The sequence below is a fragment of the Luteibacter jiangsuensis genome (assembly GCF_011742555.1).
Lineage (GTDB): Bacteria > Pseudomonadota > Gammaproteobacteria > Xanthomonadales > Rhodanobacteraceae > Luteibacter > Luteibacter jiangsuensis.
In genome coordinates, this window is record NZ_JAAQQR010000002.1 from 102,989 (window position 1) to 119,406 (window position 16,418).

13 protein-coding genes are annotated in these 16,418 nt (G+C 67.7%); 9 read left to right on the plus strand and 4 right to left on the minus strand.

Features of this window, described 5'->3' with window-relative positions; genetic code table 11:
- Positions 1 to 2: 2 nt before the first annotated feature.
- On the minus strand, positions 3 to 1,496 hold the full coding sequence (locus HBF26_RS04105; protein WP_167123361.1) for a leucyl aminopeptidase: 1,494 nt from the start codon (positions 1,494 to 1,496) through the stop codon (positions 3 to 5).
- Between the two features lie 97 nt (positions 1,497 to 1,593).
- Here HBF26_RS04105 and lptF point away from each other — a divergent pair, with 97 nt between their 5' ends.
- Both lptF and lptG read left to right on the plus strand, forming a co-directional pair.
- Entirely contained in the window at positions 1,594 to 2,697 is a 1,104-nt protein-coding gene (gene lptF / locus HBF26_RS04110) for an LPS export ABC transporter permease LptF (protein ID WP_167123363.1), read from the plus strand.
- Entirely contained in the window at positions 2,697 to 3,794 is a 1,098-nt protein-coding gene (lptG, locus tag HBF26_RS04115; protein WP_167123365.1) for an LPS export ABC transporter permease LptG, read from the plus strand. The genes lptF and lptG overlap by 1 nt, the downstream gene beginning before the upstream one ends.
- A gap of 2 nt (positions 3,795 to 3,796) precedes the next feature.
- Here lptG and HBF26_RS04120 read toward each other — a convergent pair whose 3' ends face one another.
- Positions 3,797 to 7,294: a hybrid sensor histidine kinase/response regulator gene (locus tag HBF26_RS04120; protein ID WP_167123367.1), complete on the minus strand. Its 3,498-nt coding sequence runs from the start codon at positions 7,292 to 7,294 to the stop codon at positions 3,797 to 3,799.
- A gap of 122 nt (positions 7,295 to 7,416) precedes the next feature.
- Between HBF26_RS04120 and HBF26_RS04125 the strand changes: the two genes are divergently transcribed.
- The 5 genes from HBF26_RS04125 to HBF26_RS04145 all read left to right on the plus strand — a co-directional run bounded on the left by HBF26_RS04125 (position 7,417) and on the right by HBF26_RS04145 (position 12,096).
- Positions 7,417 to 8,868, plus strand: a complete 1,452-nt coding sequence (locus tag HBF26_RS04125; RefSeq protein ID WP_167123369.1) for a GTPase — start codon at positions 7,417 to 7,419, stop codon at positions 8,866 to 8,868.
- A gap of 104 nt (positions 8,869 to 8,972) precedes the next feature.
- The gene (locus tag HBF26_RS04130) at positions 8,973 to 9,599 is read left to right on the plus strand and encodes a YceI family protein (RefSeq protein ID WP_167123374.1); all 627 of its coding nucleotides are present in this window, start codon (positions 8,973 to 8,975) and stop codon (positions 9,597 to 9,599) included.
- Complete coding sequence (locus HBF26_RS04135; RefSeq protein ID WP_167123377.1) at positions 9,583 to 10,167, plus strand: cytochrome b; 585 nt, start codon at positions 9,583 to 9,585, stop codon at positions 10,165 to 10,167. Before HBF26_RS04130 ends, HBF26_RS04135 begins: the two co-directional genes overlap by 17 nt.
- The gene (locus tag HBF26_RS04140) at positions 10,164 to 10,724 is read left to right on the plus strand and encodes a YceI family protein (RefSeq protein WP_193569775.1); all 561 of its coding nucleotides are present in this window, start codon (positions 10,164 to 10,166) and stop codon (positions 10,722 to 10,724) included. The genes HBF26_RS04135 and HBF26_RS04140 overlap by 4 nt, the downstream gene beginning before the upstream one ends.
- 10 nt (positions 10,725 to 10,734) lie before the next feature.
- Positions 10,735 to 12,096, plus strand: coding sequence for a DUF697 domain-containing protein (locus tag HBF26_RS04145; RefSeq protein WP_425482964.1), 1,362 nt, complete (start codon positions 10,735 to 10,737; stop codon positions 12,094 to 12,096).
- Between the two features lie 108 nt (positions 12,097 to 12,204).
- Here the strand turns inward: HBF26_RS04145 and HBF26_RS04150 are convergent, their stop codons facing one another.
- Positions 12,205 to 12,444 carry a glutaredoxin family protein gene (locus HBF26_RS04150; RefSeq protein WP_167123379.1) on the minus strand — a complete coding sequence of 80 codons (240 nt, stop codon included), beginning with the start codon at positions 12,442 to 12,444 and terminating at the stop codon, positions 12,205 to 12,207.
- Between the two features lie 78 nt (positions 12,445 to 12,522).
- Here HBF26_RS04150 and HBF26_RS04155 point away from each other — a divergent pair, with 78 nt between their 5' ends.
- On the plus strand, positions 12,523 to 13,905 hold the full coding sequence (locus HBF26_RS04155) for an L-serine ammonia-lyase (RefSeq protein ID WP_167123398.1): 1,383 nt from the start codon (positions 12,523 to 12,525) through the stop codon (positions 13,903 to 13,905).
- A gap of 113 nt (positions 13,906 to 14,018) precedes the next feature.
- Here the strand turns inward: HBF26_RS04155 and HBF26_RS04160 are convergent, their stop codons facing one another.
- The gene (locus HBF26_RS04160) at positions 14,019 to 14,399 is read right to left on the minus strand and encodes a hypothetical protein (RefSeq protein ID WP_167123400.1); all 381 of its coding nucleotides are present in this window, start codon (positions 14,397 to 14,399) and stop codon (positions 14,019 to 14,021) included.
- A 160-nt stretch (positions 14,400 to 14,559) separates the two neighbouring features.
- Here HBF26_RS04160 and HBF26_RS04165 point away from each other — a divergent pair, with 160 nt between their 5' ends.
- Complete coding sequence (locus tag HBF26_RS04165; protein WP_167123402.1) at positions 14,560 to 16,230, plus strand: APC family permease; 1,671 nt, start codon at positions 14,560 to 14,562, stop codon at positions 16,228 to 16,230.
- Positions 16,231 to 16,418 lie beyond the last annotated feature (188 nt).

Sequence of the window (16,418 nt, forward strand, 5' to 3'; positions counted from 1 at the left end):
GATCAGCCGGCCGAGGCGACGCGGTCGAGCAGCCACTGGGTCAGCAACGGCACCGGGCGGCCCGTGGCCAGGCCCTTCCGCCCTTCGTCCCATGCGGTGCCGGCGATGTCCAGATGCGCCCAGCGGCGGCCTTCCGTGAACCGGGCGAGGAAGCAGCCCGCGGTGATCGCACCGGCGTACTTGCCGCCGATGTTCGCCACGTCGGCGAAGCCCGAGTCGAGCTGGCTCTGGTAGTCGTCCCACAGCGGCAGGCGCCATGCGCGGTCGAGCGTGGCCTCGCCGGCTGCCAGAAGTTCCGCGGACAGCGTTTCGTCCTTGGTCATGAGGCCGCTGGCGTGCTTGCCGAGGGCCACCACGCAGGCGCCCGTGAGCGTCGCGGCGTCGATGATGGTGTGCGGGTCGAAACGCTTGCCCGTGTAGGTGAGCGCATCGCAGAGGATCAACCGGCCTTCCGCGTCGGTGTTGAGCACTTCGATGGTGATGCCCGACAGGCTGGTGAGCACATCGCCGGGACGGTACGCCGCACCGTCCGGCATGTTCTCGACCGCGGGCACCACGCAGACCAGGTTCACCGGCAGGCGCAGCTTCACGGCCGCCACGAAGGCGCCGAGCACGCCCGCCGCGCCGCACATGTCGAACTTCATTTCTTCCATGCCCGGGCCGGGCTTGAGGCTGACGCCGCCGGTGTCGAAGGTGATGCCCTTGCCCACGAAGGCATAGGGACGCTCGCCCTCCTTGCCGCCGTTCCACTGCAGGATCACCAGGCGCGGCGCGTTGGCCGAGCCCCGGGCGACGGCGAGCAGCGAGCCGAAGCCCTCGCGCTCCATGTCGGCACGGTCGAGGCTCTCGAAGGCGACGCCCTCGTGAGCTTCTGCGAACGCGCGGGCCTGGTCGGCGATGTAGTCGGGGTTGCAGATGTTCGGCGGCAGGTTGCCGAGCTCGCGGGCGTAGCGGACGCCCTCGGCGATGGCCCTTGCCTCGGCGATACCGGCCTCGCCATCGGCGGGCCCCACCAGCGTGACGGAGGCAAGCTCCGGCTGCGCCTTGTCGCGGGGCTTCACCGTGGCGGTATAGCGATAGGCCACGTGATCGGTGACCAGGGCGGCCACGCGCAGGCGCCATGCGGCGTCGCGGCCCGGCACGTCGACCTCGGGCAGCCAGCTGGTGGCCTCGGCGACCGGCAGGCGTCCGATGGCGCGGGCGGCCTCCGTGGTGACGCGCTGGTAGCGCGCGGAGTCGAAGGTCTTCTGCGCGCCCAGGCCCACGATGAGGACGCGGGCGGCGGCCACGCCGGCCGGGTGCAGCAGGGTGACCACGTTGCCGACCTTGCCGGTGATGTCGCCCGCTTCCACGAGACGCTTGATGACGCCGTCCGCGGCGGTGTCTATACGCGCCGCGGCGCTGGTCAGGACGCCGTTCTCGTAGACGCCTACCACGGCTACCGGGGTGGCGGTCGATTCGGGAGCATGGGAACCGAGGCTGAACTGAACCGTCATAGCTAACTGTCCTGCGAAAGCCCGCCGGGGCCCGGACAGGCTAGACTTATGGTTTGCCGGCAGGGACTGACGCGGCACGAACCGCCAATTCTATCAAATGCTCAGCATCCTCGACCGTTATTTCCTGCGCGAGCTGGCCTACGGGGTCCTCGCGACGGCCATCGTGCTGCTGGTGATCTTCGCCGGCGGCGCGTTCGCGACCGTGCTGCAGAAGGTCGCCAACGGCAGCATCCAGCCCAGCGTCATGTTCGAGGTGCTGGGTCTGCAGATGGTGGATCTGCTCTCCACCCTCCTGCCCATGTCGGCCTTCCTCGGCACCCTCATCGCCCTGGGCCGCATGTACCGGGAAAGCGAAATGCACGTCCTGGCCTCCTCCGGCATGGGCCCCCGCGGCATGCTGCGGCCGGTCACCCTGCTGGCCGTGGCCGCCACCATCGTGGTGGGTCTGGTGTCCCTCTGGCTGGGCCCGCTCTCCGCCCGCACCGCCGACCAGGTCATCGCCGCCGCCAACAAGTCCGTGATCGCCGCCGGCCTCGACGCAGGCCGCTTCACGGAATTGCCGGGCAAGGGCGGCATCATCTTCGTCGACACGCTGAGCCGCGACGGCACCGTGCTGGGCAAGACCTTCCTCGCCACGGACCGCACCGACAGCGACGGCAAGCCGCAGGTTCGCGTGGTGAACGCCAAGAATGGCCGCATGTACCAGGAAAGCGACGGCCAGAACCGCTTCCTCGCCCTGTTCGACGGCTGGCAGTTCGAGATCCCGTTGGGTGCCGACAACTGGCGCCGCATGAAATACGAACGCAACGACATCTCGCTGTCCAACATCACGGACGACGACGAAGACACCGACCCGGCGCACGAGGCGTCCACCACCGATCTGTTCAAGTCGCTGACACCCGACAACCTGGGTGAACTGGTGTCGCGTTTCGCGGCGCCCGTGAGCACCCTCGTGCTGATGATGATGGTGCTGCCGATGTCGCGGCAGGCGCCTCGCGACGCCCGCTACGGCCGTCTGCTCATCGCCGTGCTGGCCTATTTCCTCTACGTGGTGTGGCAGCTGATCGCGCGCGCGCAGATCATCAAAGGCCATCTGCATACCTCCGCACCCATCTGGCTGCTGCATGCCATCGTCTTCGGCGTAGCCGCCTGGTACTTCTGGCGGCAGAACGCCCCCCGGCGCGTGAAGGGAGCCCAGTGATGGCCACGCTCACCGTCAAGCGTGCCGACCGTCTGATCGGCTTCAGCGTGCTCGGCACCCTGCTGCTCGTCTGGCTGGTGCTCACCGGCTTCGACGCCCTCACACAGTTCGTGCGCCAGCTCGGCAACATCGGCAAGAACGGCTTCACCCTCTACGACGCCATTGCCTACATCATGCTCACGGTGCCTCGGCGCCTGTATCAGATGTTCAGCAACGCGGCCCTCATCGGCGGGTTGCTTGGCCTGGGTGGCCTGGCCGCCACCGGCGAACTCACCGCGCTGCGTGCCGCGGGCATGTCCAAGCTGCGCATCGCCATGTCGGCAGCGGGCGTGGTCGCCGTGCTCACCCTTGCCGTGGTCGTCATGGGCGAGACGGTGGCGCCGTACGGCGACCAGCACGCACAGGCCATCCAGGTGCGCATGCGCTCCAGTAACTTAGGTTCCACCAGCAGCGGCCTGTGGGCTCGCGACGGCGGCAAGATCATCAACGCCAAGTCCGCCATCGCCACGCAGGACGGCGACCGCCCCACGGTGAAGCTGGTGGACGTTCGCGTCTACGACTTCACCCCCGACGGCCAGGTGAAGACGTTCTCGCACGGCGACAGCGCCATCCACGACGGCAACCACTGGGTCATGAGCAATGTGCGCACCACGTCGCTCGACGCGGCCGGCACACATTCCACGCACGAAGACACCCAGACCTGGGCCTCCAAGCTCAACCCGCACGTGCTCGAACAGTCGGTGATCCACCCCGAATACCTGTCGATGAGCGACCTGCGCCGCAACATGCGCTACCTGGAAGCCAACGGGCAGAATCCGGGCGCCTACGCGGTGGCCTTCTGGGGCCGCGCGCTGTTCGCGGTGAACACGCTGGTGCTGGTCCTCTGCGCCATGCCCTTCGCCTTCGGCTCGCTGCGCTCCGGCGGCCTCGGCAAGCGTCTCTTCATCGGCATCATCCTCGCCATCGGCTGGTACTTCCTCCAGGGCGCGATGGTGAACTTCGGCACCGTGTACGGCTTGCCACCGTTACTGGCGAACCTGTTGCCCACGTCGCTGTTGATCGTGGGGGCGTTGGCCTACTTCAGGCGGTTTGGCTAGGTTCAGTGCTCGAGCGCCGTGCAAACGCTCTCGAGCACGCTGTCCAGATCGCCCCCCGTCATCGGCTTGCGCACGAGCGCATCCATGCCGGCATCCTTGATGGCGACGAGTTCGTCGCCCGTGGAACGGGCCGTCACGGCGACAATGGGGATGTCGGCCGCGCCGTCCATGCGTCGCACCATGCGCGCCACCTGAAAGCCGTCGACCATGGGCAGGTCGAGATCGAGCAGCATCGCGTCGAACGTGTGGCGCGAGAGTTCGGTCATGGCGGCGAGACCGTCGCCCACGGCTGTGACGACGTGGCCGCGTTCCCGCAGCAGGCCGACGATCACGTCGCTGACAACCGGATCGTCTTCCACCAGTAGCAGGCGCTTGCATGTCATGCCAGGCGATGCCGGTGGCGTGTGCGTGCCGGATTGACCGCAGCGGCACGGCGCCAGGGGAAGGCTCACCACGAAGGCGGTGCCCTGCCCCACCTGGCTGCGTACGCGGATGTCGCCACCCATGAGCGTGCACAGTTCGTGGCAGATCGCGAGGCCCAGCCCGGAACCCTGCGCGCGCTGCGGCGATCCGCCCTGTTCGAAACGCGAGAACACCCGGGCGCAGAGTTCGGGCGACATGCCCGGTCCGGTGTCGGTTACCGTCATCACGAGCGACGAGCCCTCGTATCCCACGTGCAGGGACACGCCGCCCGCCTCGGTGAACTTCACCGCGTTGTTCACGAGGTTCTGCAGGATCTGCCGCAAGCGGATGGCGTCGCCGCGGATGCATTCGGGAACGTTCGCATTCGACGACGACGACAGGTTGAGACCCTTCTCCCTCGCATTGCATGCGGCCAGCGCGATCACCTCGCCGGTAAGCGCGCACAGCGGCACGCATTCGGATTCGAGCACGAGACGCCTGGCCTCGATGCGGGTGAGATCGAGCGCATCGTTCACCAGCCGCAGCAAGGTGGTGCCCGATCGCCGCACCGCTTCCACATAAGCGCGCTGCGTTTCATCCAGCGGTGTACTCGCCATCAGTTCCGCCATGCCGAGTACACCGGTCATCGGCGTGCGGATCTCGTGGCCCAGCGTGGCCATGAAATCGGTTTTCGCGGCATTGGCTTCCTCGGCCAGGCGCCGCTGCTGCTCGGCCAGCTTGAGGCGCATGGCCTGGCGCACGCGCCGGCGCATGCCCAGCACGAGCGCGGCGACCGTCGCGACGAAGAGGAGCATATAGCTCAGCCACGCCCACCAGCGAAGCCACGGCGGCGCATCGACGACGATCGTCAGAGGATGGGGCAACGTGCCACTGACCCCGTCGCGCCCCGCGCCGGAGATGCTGAGGGTGTAGGCGCCCGGAGCGAGGGGAGCGAAGGCCCGCTGGCCGTCCTTGCCCGTGCGCATCTTCGTGGTCTCGCCGTCGTGTTCCAGGGAGAACACCAGATGATTGCGGTCGGGATTCACGTACGAGAGCGCACGCGCGTTGACAATCAATTCGCGGTCGTTCCACGCAAGGCGCAGCGTGTCCTTGTCGATGGGCAGGGGCGTGCGCATTCCGCCGCGCAGCACGGACGCGCCGAGCACTACGATGGACGGCTTCCGCGTATGGTCGCGCTGGCGGTCGGGTCGGAAACCGACCAGGCCGCCGAGCGTGGCGCCGTACATCGTGCCGTCGTCGAGTTGCACCGTGGTGGCGTTGGTGAATTCGCCGTTCGCCAGTCCGTCGGCGAGGCCGAAGGGCCGGAACTTGTCCGTGCCCGGGTCGAAGCGCCAGACCCCGGTTTCGCCATAAAGCCACAGGCGTCCGGCGACGTCGCGGCGCACATTGAGGATGTCCGCCGAGGGAAAGCCGTGCACGCCCTTGACGCAGCGGTCGCGCTGGGCGTGCCGTCCGTCCCAGCGGTAATGCTCCAGGCCGTCCGGACGCACCACCCAGAATCCGTCCTCGTCCGGCTCGAATGCGTTGATGCGGCCGGGCGCCACGCCGGGAATGAAACGCATGTCGCCCGAGGCGCGGTCCAGGCGGGCGAGGCCCGCCACGCTTGCCTGCCAGAGGTCGTCGCCGACCACTTCGATCTGCCGCGTGTCGGTCATGCCGCGGCGCGACGCAGCGAAGGGAATCGGACGCGCACGACCCAGGTTGGCGTCCAGCCTGAACAGTCCCTGCCCCAGCGCGGCGACGTACACCGTGTCGTCGGGACCGCGGACAAGCATGGTCACGGGGTGGTCGATGATTGCCCGCAAGAGCGGCCGCGTCTTGCCGTCCTGCCCCAGCGAAAGACCGTCCACCGTACCGATGAGCAGGCCGCGCGGCGTCTCCAGGAGCGTTTGCACGCGCATCGCCTCGATATCGAAACCTTCCGATGTTTTCCCGGTGGCGGGATCGAATCCGCGGATCCAGCCATAGAGGCCCCCCACCCATAGCTTCGTGCTTCCCTGAGCCGCGACCGCCTTCACCGTGCGTCCCGGGAAGCTGGAAGGGTCCGTGGCCACATGGGCGAAACGGGTGAAGTCGTCCCAGGCGGGGCCCAGATAGGCAAGCCCCCCGTCACTCAACGCGAACCATAGGCCGTGCTCGCGGTCCTCCAGCATGCCGCGCACGTTGCGTCCCGGGAGGCCGCCCTGGGCGGTCCAGGCACTGCGCACGGCGTGCAGGCGGCCGTAGCGATCGAGCATGCGAAGCCCGTCGGGGCCCGAGACCCACAGGATGCCGTGGCTATCGGCAAGCGAGGCATATAAGGGCGACGCCGCCAGGCGCCGGTCGCGATGCAGAAGCCCGTCGGGGGCAAGGCGATACAGGCCGTGTTCGGTGGCGAAGCGCAGCTCGGCGGCGTGCCCGTCGATGCGCAGCACGTGCGGGTGGCTGCCGTCCTCGAACGGCACCGAGGTCATCGCGCCCGCGGCATCCACCACCGCCACGCCGGCGTCCGTGCCGATCCACACGCGGCCGTCGTCCGATGCATGAAGCGCGCGAATGGAGGTGGCCAAGGGGCCGTCGGAGCCAGCGACCCGCTCCTGCAGACCGCTGCCATCGGGCTGCATGTGCATCAGTCCGGTGCCCGTGCCGATCCAGATGGAACCGTCGCGCGCTTGCGCGATGGCGCGCACGTCGGCGTCCAGCAGTTCGTCGCGCCATTGGGCGAACGTGCCATGGGCAGGATCGTACCTTCCGAGGCCCAGGTCGGCGCCGCCGATCCAGATGCGATCGTCCTTGTCGACCAGCAGGGCCGACACTCCACCCGCGGGCAGCGACAGCCCCTTCTCGGGACCCGTACCCGGGCTGACGAACTGCACGCCATCGAAGCGGGACAGGCCCACCGAGGTGCCCACCCAGATGAAGCCCTGACTATCCTGGGCCACGGCACGGACCTTGCTGCTGGGCAGGCCTTCATGCAGGCCGTAGCTGCGGAACTGGGGGGTGGGCACCGGCGGCATGGTGGCCGCGAAAGCGGGGCATGCCACGATCCAGCCGATCGCAGCCGCGAGGATCCATCCCGGGATGAGCGTGTCATGCATACGCGAATTCCTGTTGCGCTCCGGATGATGCCATGCAGGCCGACGAGGGCAATCGGCAGATCGCTTAGCGGGCGTAGTCCTGCACCCACATGGCACCCGGGTCGTGGCACTAGAATGTCGACATGTCCTCCCGGCTTCGCCTCCTCCTGGCCGCTGTCGGCCTGCTTGCCTTCGTGTGGCTACTGCTGGCGGCGCTCGATCGCGCGCTGGCCCTGGCCCAGCGTTTCATGGGCCTGCCGGCAGGCATGCGCTGGCTGCTCGGCCTCGTCCTGCTCCTGCTCGCGCTCGCCGGCGTCGCTTTCGGGGTGTGGTGGTTACGCCCGCGCAAGCCTCGTGCCCCCGTCACGGCACCCGACCGCGCATCGCTCGAAGCACGGATCGAAAAGCTGCGCGAGGCCGAAACGGATGTTGAGGAACTTCGCAATGAACTTGGCGAACTGGACCGCCGCCGCGCGAGCGCGCGCATGTACCTCGCGGTGTTCGGAGAGATATCCACCGGCAAGTCCACCCTGATCGCCGCTCTGGTACCGGGCGCCACGCCGGCACGCGACGCTCGCGGAGGCACGACACGCGAGGTCGCCACGTACGACACGACCGTCGACGGCCAGGACTGGACCGTCGCGGACGTGCCCGGTTCGTCCGAAGCCGATGGCGAGGCCCGCGAGCGCATGGCGCGCGAGGAAGCATTGCGCGCGCACGCCGTGGTTTACGTCTGCGCGGGCGATCTCACGCGCACGCAGGGTGAGGAACTGCGCTGGCTGGGCGACTTCGGCAAGCCGCTGGTACTGGCGGTGAACAAGGCCGACCAATGGCATGCCGACGAGCTCGACCGCATTCTGGACCACGTGCGCGAACAGGCCGGCGGCATTCCCGATGCGGTGGTCGCGATCAGCGCGGGCGGCGAGGAACGCTTCACGCGGCACCTCGCGGACGGCAGCACGGAAGACGTGACACGGCGCAGGGCCGCGAATGTGCGGCCGCTTCGCGATGCGCTCGACCGCTTGCTGGCGCCCGGCGCAGCCGCGCTGGAGACGCAGCGCGAAAACGCAGTGCTCGCCGGCCTGCACGAGCGAACCGGAGAACGCGAGCGGGCCTACCGCGACGAGGAAGCCCAGCGCATCGTGCGTCGTTACGCGCGCCGCGCGATCGTCGGCGCCATGGCGGCCGTGGCACCCGGCAGCGACCTCGTCATCCAGGGGGCGCTCGCCACGGGCATGGTGCGTGCCCTGGCGTCGCTGCACGACGTGCGCGTCACCGACGTCGAAATCGACAGCCTCTTGCGCCAGGTTCGCATGACCTTGCGCACCGGCACATCCGTGGTGCTCGCGATCGCGGGCAATGCGTTGAAGGCGTTCCCGGGCCTGGGCACGCTCGGTGGCGGTGTCTTGCACGCTTTTGCCTATGCGTTGATCTTCGACAGCTTCGGCCGGGCACTGGCTGCCACCCTGGCCGAGCGGCATGCGCTCGACCAGGACGACGCCAGCGCCCGCATGCGCGAACTGCTGGGCGATGCTGGCACCGCGCGCCTTCGCCAGCTGGCCGAATTGACCGGCGAGGCGCTTCGGAATCGCTGACAGAACGATGCGTTCACGGCCGGCGGGCTGACAAGGCGGCCTGACTCGCGCCACACTCCTCTCCATCGGCCGGATACCGGCCTTCGTGCGACAGGCCACCACGCATGCGTCACGCCCGCCACCTTCTTCCCGCCCTCCTCGCGCTCGCACCGCTGACGGCGCTGGCCACGCCGGTCACCTACAGCATCGATCCCGTGCACAGCCAGGTGGTGTTCAACGTCGATCACAACGGTTTCTCCCGGTCCTTCGGCCGCCTGCGCATCACGGAAGGCACCATCGTGTTCGACCGCGACGACTGGTCGAAGTCGTCGGTGCAGGCCACCATCGACCTCGCGTCGGTGGACATGGGCGACGCCGGGTGGGACAAAGCGGTGCGCGGGTCGAACCTCCTCGACAGCGACCGGGCCCGCACGGCACGCTACGTCAGCGACTCGGTGGAGAAGCGCAGCGACGACGAAGGCGTGGTGCATGGCAAACTCACCTTGCGCGGCACGACGCTCCCCGTGGACCTGCCGTTTCGCGTGAACCGCGTGGGCAAGACCATCTACGGCCTGCACACCGTGGCGGGCTTTTCTTCGCAGGTCACGCTCGATCGCACGGCCTACGGCATGACGGCCAACCGTGGCTCGATCGGCACCGACGTCTCGGTCTGGCTGGAGATCGAAGCCATCCGGGGCGGCGAAACCCAACATTCCAACGACAAGGAAACCTCCGATGCCCCTGCGCAGTGATCACACCCGCTGGAGCACCGTCGTCAAGACGTTCCACTGGACGATGGCGCTGCTCATCCTGGGCAACGGTGCCTTCGCCTACTGGATGGACGACCTCAAGCCATCGCTGCACAAGATCAACATGTTCGCCTTGCACAAGTCGATCGGCCTCACGGTGCTCGCACTGTTCTTCCTGCGTCTGCTGTGGCGGGCGATCGATCGCCGTCCGCCGGACGAGCCAGCACCGGGCTGGCAGCGGGTGGCCGCGCATGTCGTGCATGGCTTCCTTTACCTGCTGATCGTGGCCATTCCGCTCAGCGGCTGGGCCTTCAATTCGGCGCACGGCTACCCGCTGCAGTACTTCAAGCTGTTCAACCTGCCCGCGCTGGTCGAGAAGAACGAAGCCTGGTCGGAAATCCTGGAAAACGTGCACGTTTATCTGTTCTGGTTCCTGCTCCTCGTGCTCGTCGCGCACATCGGCGGGGCCTTGAAGCACCATGTCGTCGACCGCGACGACACCCTCCGCCGCATGCTGCCTTTCGGCCGCGCGAAGCGGAGCACATCCGCCCCTCCCGGAGAAACCCCATGAACCCGACGATCCGCCGTCTGTCCGTGCTCGGCCTTGCACTGGCCCTGCCCCTCGCCGCCACCGCGGCGGACTACCAGGTGGGGCCGGGCAGCACGCTCGGTTTCAGCGGCAAGTTCCAGGGCCAGCAGTTCGATGGCATCTTCGGCAAGTTCGACGCGGCCATCAGCTACGACCCGGCCAATCTTTCCACGTCGAAATTCGACGTGACGGTGGACCTCGCCACCGCGAAAACCGGCGACAGCGACCGCGACAAGGCCCTGCCCACGTCCGATTTCTTCGACACGTCGAAGTTTCCCAAGGCGCACTACGTCACCACCGGCTTCAGCAAGGATGCGAAGGGCGACGTCGTCGCGAACGGCAACCTCACGCTGCACGGGGTCACGAAACCGCTTGCATTGAAGGTGGTATTCAATCCGAATGCGGGCGGCGCCCGCCTGTCGGTCACCGGCACCCTCAAGCGCCTCGATTACGGCGTCGGTAGCGGCGATTACAAGGACACGTCCACCATCGCCGACGAAGTCCTCGTCAACGGCACGTTGAACCTGCTGCCCAAGTAAGCGGCGCACGGTGGACTGGCGCGAACGCCTGCGTGGCATCGCCTCGCGCTTCCGGCGCGGTGGCGATGCCGTGCCCGCGTCCGACGAGCGGGGCGGCGCGGTGGCAGCCAGCCTGCGCGATCTGCTTGCCGATCCCTCGATCCCCGCCGACGTTCGCGAGGCGATGGCGACGGATTTCCAGCGCGTCGAACGCATGCTCGACCGGCTGGAGAACGAGGAACTGCACGTGGCTGTGTTCGGCCGCGTATCCGCCGGCAAATCCGCCCTGGGCAACGCGCTCCTCGGACGCGACGCCTTTGCCGTTGGCGTGCTGCATGGCACCACCACAGACGCCGATGCGGCGCGGCTGGACGAAGCCGCCGCCGCGGGGCTGACGCTGATCGACACGCCCGGCATCAACGAACTCGGCGGCGAGGCGCGCGAAAAACTGGCCTTCGAGGTCGCCGAAGTCTGCGACCTCGTCGTGTTCGTCGCCGACGGCGATCTCACCCGCGAAGAACGCGACGCGCTGCGCGCGCTGTCGACAACGAAGCGACCGCTCCTGCTCGTGCTCAACAAGTCCGACCGTTACGGCGAAGACGAGCGGGAGGGCTTGCTGTCGCGCCTGCGCGAGCACGCCGCCGGGCTGATCGCGCCCGAGGACGTGATGGCCGTGGCGGCGCGACCCGCGCCGCGCGACGTCGTCGAGGTGGACGCCGAAGGACACGAGCGGCGAAGCAGCATGCCCCGGCCTCCCGACGTCGCGGCCCTGAAGGACCGCCTGCTTGCCATCGCGAAACGCGAGGGCAAGGCGCTGTCCGCGATCAACGCCGGGCTTTTCGCGGGACGGCTCACGGATCAGGTGAGCGAGCGCATCGCCGCCGCGCGGCGCGACGTGGCCAGCCGCGTCATCCGCCAGTACTGCATCGCCAAGGCGATGGCCGTCGCGCTCAATCCCGTCCCCGTCGCGGACCTGCTCCTGGCGGGCGGATTGGACGCCGCGATGGTGGTCCAGCTCGGCCGTGTTTATGGCCTGCCCCTCACCCGCAGCGAATCGGGCCGCCTCGTAGCCGTCATCACCACGCAGCTGGCTGCGCTGATGGGCGCGGTATGGGGCGTGCAACTCGTGGCCTCGGCCCTGAAGGGCCTAAGCGGCGGCTTGTCCGTCGTGGTCACCGCCGCGGCCCAGGGTGCGCTGGGATGGTATGCCACCGTCCTGATCGGCCGCGCCGCGGAGCATTACCTGATATCGGGCAAGTCCTGGGGCGAACACGGTGCGAAGCGCGCCGTGGCGGGCGTCGTGGCGGCCCTCGATCGCGATTCGATCCTCCGCGAGGCGCGCGAGGAGATCCTGCGGCGGCTGAAAACGGGCGATCGTCGCAGCCCGCCGTAGGAGCCGCCATGGCGGCGAGGGGGTCACCTCATGGCTACACCGCTTCGTTGGCTTCTCGCCGCTATGGCGGCGCCCACAGCCGGTTGATCCTCGCCGCCATGGCGGCTCCTACAAGGGCTCGCCACCGCTCGCGAAACCGCGAAGCGCCGCCACGTCGAACGGCCAATCCAGTTCCGCGCCGTCGTTTCGCCGGAGCACCGGCACGCGTGTACCGTAACGCGCCTCCAGCGCCTCGTCGTCGTCGATCCAGGCCGAATCGAAATCGGGAAAACCGGCTTCCGCCAGCAGGGCCAGGGCCTGATCGCAAAGATGGCAGTCGTCGCGCTGGAAAAGGACGAAACGGGACATTCGCGTGTGTATGGGGTCGCGGGACGCGGGGGCGTAGAATAACCGGTCACCTCCCACAGCCAACGTCTCCCCAAGCCCATGGCAGTCAGCGTTTTCGACCTCTTCAAGATCGGCATCGGCCCGTCCTCGTCCCATACCGTGGGCCCGATGCGTGCCGGCGCGCGCTTCGCAGAACACTGGCTGGAGGAAAAAGGCGTGCTCGAACGCGTGGCGCGCGTGCGCTGCGAACTTTTCGGCTCGCTCGCCATGACCGGCCGCGGCCACGGCACAGACAAGGCCGTTCTGCTCGGTTTCGAGGGCGAATGGCCCGACCGCGTCGACCCGGACACGATTCCCGCCACGCTCGAACGCATTCGCTCGAGCAAGCGCATCCGCATCCTGGGACGCCACGAGATCCCGTTCGACGAGAAGGGCGACCTGGTCTTCAACAAGCGCCAGAAGCTTCCGTTCCACACGAACGGCATGCGCTTTTCCGCCTATGACGCGGAAGGCAACGAGCTGGCTACCCGCGACTACTATTCGGTGGGCGGTGGTTTCGTGGTCAATCCCGACGAGGCGGCGGAAGACCGCATCGTGGCCGATACGAGCGAACAGCCCTACCCGTTCTCCACCGGCGACGAGCTCATGTCGCTGTGCAGGGAGCACGGCCTCACCATCGCGCAGCTGATGATGCGCAACGAGAGCATCTGGCGCCCGGAAGCCGACACCCGCGCCGGCCTCCTCAGGATATGGAAGGCCATGCAGGACTGCGTGGCACGCGGCCTGCGCTCTCCCGGCGTCCTGCCCGGGGGTCTGAAGGTGAACCGCCGCGCGCCCGCCATGGCCGCGGAGCTGCGCGCCCAGCCGGAAGCGTCGCTGCGCGATCCGCTCACCATCCTGGACTGGGTGAACCTCTACGCGCTCGCCGTGAACGAGGAAAACGCCGCCGGCGGCAGTGTCGTCACGGCGCCGACCAACGGCGCCGCCGGCATCGTGCCCGCGGTACTCCACTACTACCGGCACTTCTGCCCGAGTGCCTCGGAACAGGGCGTGGTCGAGTTCCTGCTCACGGCCGGTGCCATCGGCATCCTCTACAAGGAAAACGCCTCGATTTCCGGCGCCGAGGTCGGCTGCCAGGGCGAGGTGGGCGTGGCATGTTCGATGGCTGCGGGCGGTCTTGCGGCGGCCTTGGGCGGTTCCGTCACCCAGGTGGAGAACGCCGCGGAGATCGGCATGGAACACAACCTCGGCCTCACCTGCGACCCTATCGGCGGCCTGGTGCAGATTCCGTGCATCGAACGCAATGCCATGGGCGCGGTGAAGGCGATCAACGCAAGCCGCATGGCACTCAAGAGCGACGGCAAACACCACGTCTCGCTCGACAAGGTCATCGCCACCATGCGCGACACCGGCCGCGACATGAAGGACAAGTACAAGGAAACCTCGCGCGGCGGCCTGGCGGTGAATGTGATCGAGTGCTGAGTGCTTTGTGTGGGAGCCGCTTCAGCGGCGATGGCTGCTTGCGGCAAGCTTGCCCGCTGTCGCGGGATCGCCGCTGAAGCGGCTCCCACAGAAGTCCCCGGCTGAAGTCCACGCTAGCGCGCCGGGCAGAGCCTCGGCAGCCGATCCACGGTCTCCACCCGCACCGGTTCGTCCTCGCCCCACCAATTGGCGACGGCCGTGTAGCACACCCGCAACTTCCCGCGGCGGGTTTCGAAACGCTGCTTGCTCGTATAGGCGAAGCACGACACCGATGCCAGGTGGCCCATTTCCCGCATGGCTATGGCGCACCGCCGCACGGCTTCCACGGGGTCCTCGCCGGGGTACAGCGTGAAGTAGAAACCCTTGGCGGTACGGTCGTATGACTCCGAATCGATCAGACGGCCTTTATCGCTCCATTGCTCCGCGGCTGCGGCGGCGCCGCATACCGCCGAGGCAACAAGCAACGTGCCAATGGCCATCCACCTCGAATGCATCCGAACCCCTTCGTCCCTACCGCGTCGGTCAGTGTATATCGACGCGACGACGGTTGGGGACGGCAGCCGCCGGCTGACATGGCGGGCCAGGGCTGTCATCATCCGGCTCTTGTGCCGCCCTGGGCCGGGCTTCCGCCCTGCCCGTTCGACCGGAGTCACCATGTCTCATAGCGCTATCCGCCGCGACGTCGGCGCCTTTGCCCTCATGCTTACCGGCCTGGGCTCGATCATCGGCTCAGGCTGGCTGTTCGGTGCCTGGCACGCCGCCCAGCTCGCCGGCCCCGGCGCCATCTATGCCTGGATCATCGGCGCCGTCATCATCCTCTTCATCGCCCTCACGTATGCGGAATTGGGCGCGATGTTCCCCGAGTCGGGCGGCATGGTGCGCTATGGACACTATTCCCATGGCTCCCTCGTCGGCTTTATCGCCGGCTGGGCGAACTGGATCGCCATCGTCTCGGTGATCCCCGTCGAGGCGGAGGCCTCGGTCCAGTACATGGCCTCCTGGCCGTGGGAATGGGCCGCCTGGACTAAAGACCTCTACGTGGTGACCAACGGCCACGGCGAACTCACACCGCCCGGCCTGGCCATCGCCGTGGTGCTGGTGTTCGTCTACTTCTTCCTGAACTTCTGGAGCGTGAAACTGTTCGCCAAGAGCAACACGGCGATTACCGTCTTCAAGCTCGTCGTCCCCGCCGCCACCGGCATCGCGCTGATCGCCACCAGCTACAACCCGGGCAACTTCCACATCGGCGCACACGGTGGCTCGCACGCGATCGACATCTCGTCGATCCTCACCGCCGTTGCCATTTCGGGCATCGTCTTCAGCTTCAACGGCTTCCAGAGCCCGGTGAACCTCGCGGGCGAAGCGCGCAACCCGGGCCGCAGCGTGCCGCTCGCGGTCATCGGCTCGATCCTGCTTGCCACGGTGGTCTACGTGCTGCTGCAGGTCGCGTTCATCGGCGCCGTGCCGCCGGATCAGCTCGGCAACGGCTGGGCCGGCCTCGAATACGCGTCGCCCTTCGCGCAGCTCGCCACGGCGCTGATGATCAACTGGATGGCCATCCTGCTCTACGCGGATGCGTTCGTGAGCCCGAGCGGAACCGGCGCCACCTACACGGCGACCACCGCGCGCATGATCTATGCGATGGAACGCAACGGCCACCTGCCGAAGATCTTCGGCCACATCCATCCGCGTTTCGGTATCCCGCGCCCGGCGATGTGGCTGAACCTCGTGGTCAGCTTCATCTTCCTGTTCTTCTTCCGCGGCTGGGGCACGCTGGCGGCGGTGATCTCGGTGTCGACCATCATCTCGTACCTCACCGGCCCCGTGAGCGTCATGACGCTTCGCCGCACCGCGCCGGAACTGAAGCGCCCGCTGCGCATTCCGGGGCTGCCGGTGCTCGCCGCGCTGGCCTTCATCTTCGCCACCGAACTGCTTTATTGGGCGAAGTGGCCGCTGACCGGCGAGATCATCCTGCTGATGGTCGTGGCGCTGCCGCTGTACTTCTATTACACCGCCAAGAGCGGCTGGGAAGAGTTCGGTAAACACATGAAGGGCGCCTGGTGGCTCATCGTCTACCTGCCCGTCATCGCGTTCGTGTCGTGGGCCGGCAGCAAGACGTTCGGCGGCCGCGACTACATTCCCTATGGCTACGACCTCGCGTTGGTTGCCGTGATTGGCGCCATCTTCTACTTCTGGGGCATCGCCACCGGCTGGCGCACGCCGATGGTGGAGGCCGCGCGCTTCCACCACGACGAGCTGGAGCCCGGCGAACCGGACCTTCCGCCCAGCGCGGACGAAGCCGAGAAGATCACCGGCCACCGTTAAAAAGAAACCGCCCTTCGGGGCGGTTTTTTTTGTGCGATGCCTACCGACGGCAGCGCACCGCATGGAGGCTGGGTTGCCTGTGTGGGAGCCGGCTATGCCGGCGATCCCGCGGCAGCGGGCCGGCTTGCCGCGAGCACCATCGCCGCTGAAGCGGCTCCCACACAAAGCCGACAGTTCGCCACGGCAGC

Excerpts from the sequence above, each read along its gene's own strand:
- HBF26_RS04105 (WP_167123361.1), bottom strand. The coding sequence starts at position 1,496 with ATGACGGTTCAGTTCAGCCTCGGTTCCCATGCTCCCGAATCGACCGCC.
- lptF (WP_167123363.1), top strand. The coding sequence starts at position 1,594 with ATGCTCAGCATCCTCGACCGTTATTTCCTGCGCGAGCTGGCCTACGGG.
- lptG (WP_167123365.1), top strand. The coding sequence starts at position 2,697 with ATGGCCACGCTCACCGTCAAGCGTGCCGACCGTCTGATCGGCTTCAGC.
- HBF26_RS04120 (WP_167123367.1), bottom strand. The coding sequence starts at position 7,294 with ATGCATGACACGCTCATCCCGGGATGGATCCTCGCGGCTGCGATCGGC.
- HBF26_RS04125 (WP_167123369.1), top strand. The coding sequence starts at position 7,417 with ATGTCCTCCCGGCTTCGCCTCCTCCTGGCCGCTGTCGGCCTGCTTGCC.
- HBF26_RS04130 (WP_167123374.1), top strand. The coding sequence starts at position 8,973 with ATGCGTCACGCCCGCCACCTTCTTCCCGCCCTCCTCGCGCTCGCACCG.
- HBF26_RS04135 (WP_167123377.1), top strand. The coding sequence starts at position 9,583 with ATGCCCCTGCGCAGTGATCACACCCGCTGGAGCACCGTCGTCAAGACG.
- HBF26_RS04140 (WP_193569775.1), top strand. The coding sequence starts at position 10,164 with ATGAACCCGACGATCCGCCGTCTGTCCGTGCTCGGCCTTGCACTGGCC.
- HBF26_RS04150 (WP_167123379.1), bottom strand. The coding sequence starts at position 12,444 with ATGTCCCGTTTCGTCCTTTTCCAGCGCGACGACTGCCATCTTTGCGAT.
- HBF26_RS04155 (WP_167123398.1), top strand. The coding sequence starts at position 12,523 with ATGGCAGTCAGCGTTTTCGACCTCTTCAAGATCGGCATCGGCCCGTCC.
- HBF26_RS04160 (WP_167123400.1), bottom strand. The coding sequence starts at position 14,399 with ATGCATTCGAGGTGGATGGCCATTGGCACGTTGCTTGTTGCCTCGGCG.
- HBF26_RS04165 (WP_167123402.1), top strand. The coding sequence starts at position 14,560 with ATGTCTCATAGCGCTATCCGCCGCGACGTCGGCGCCTTTGCCCTCATG.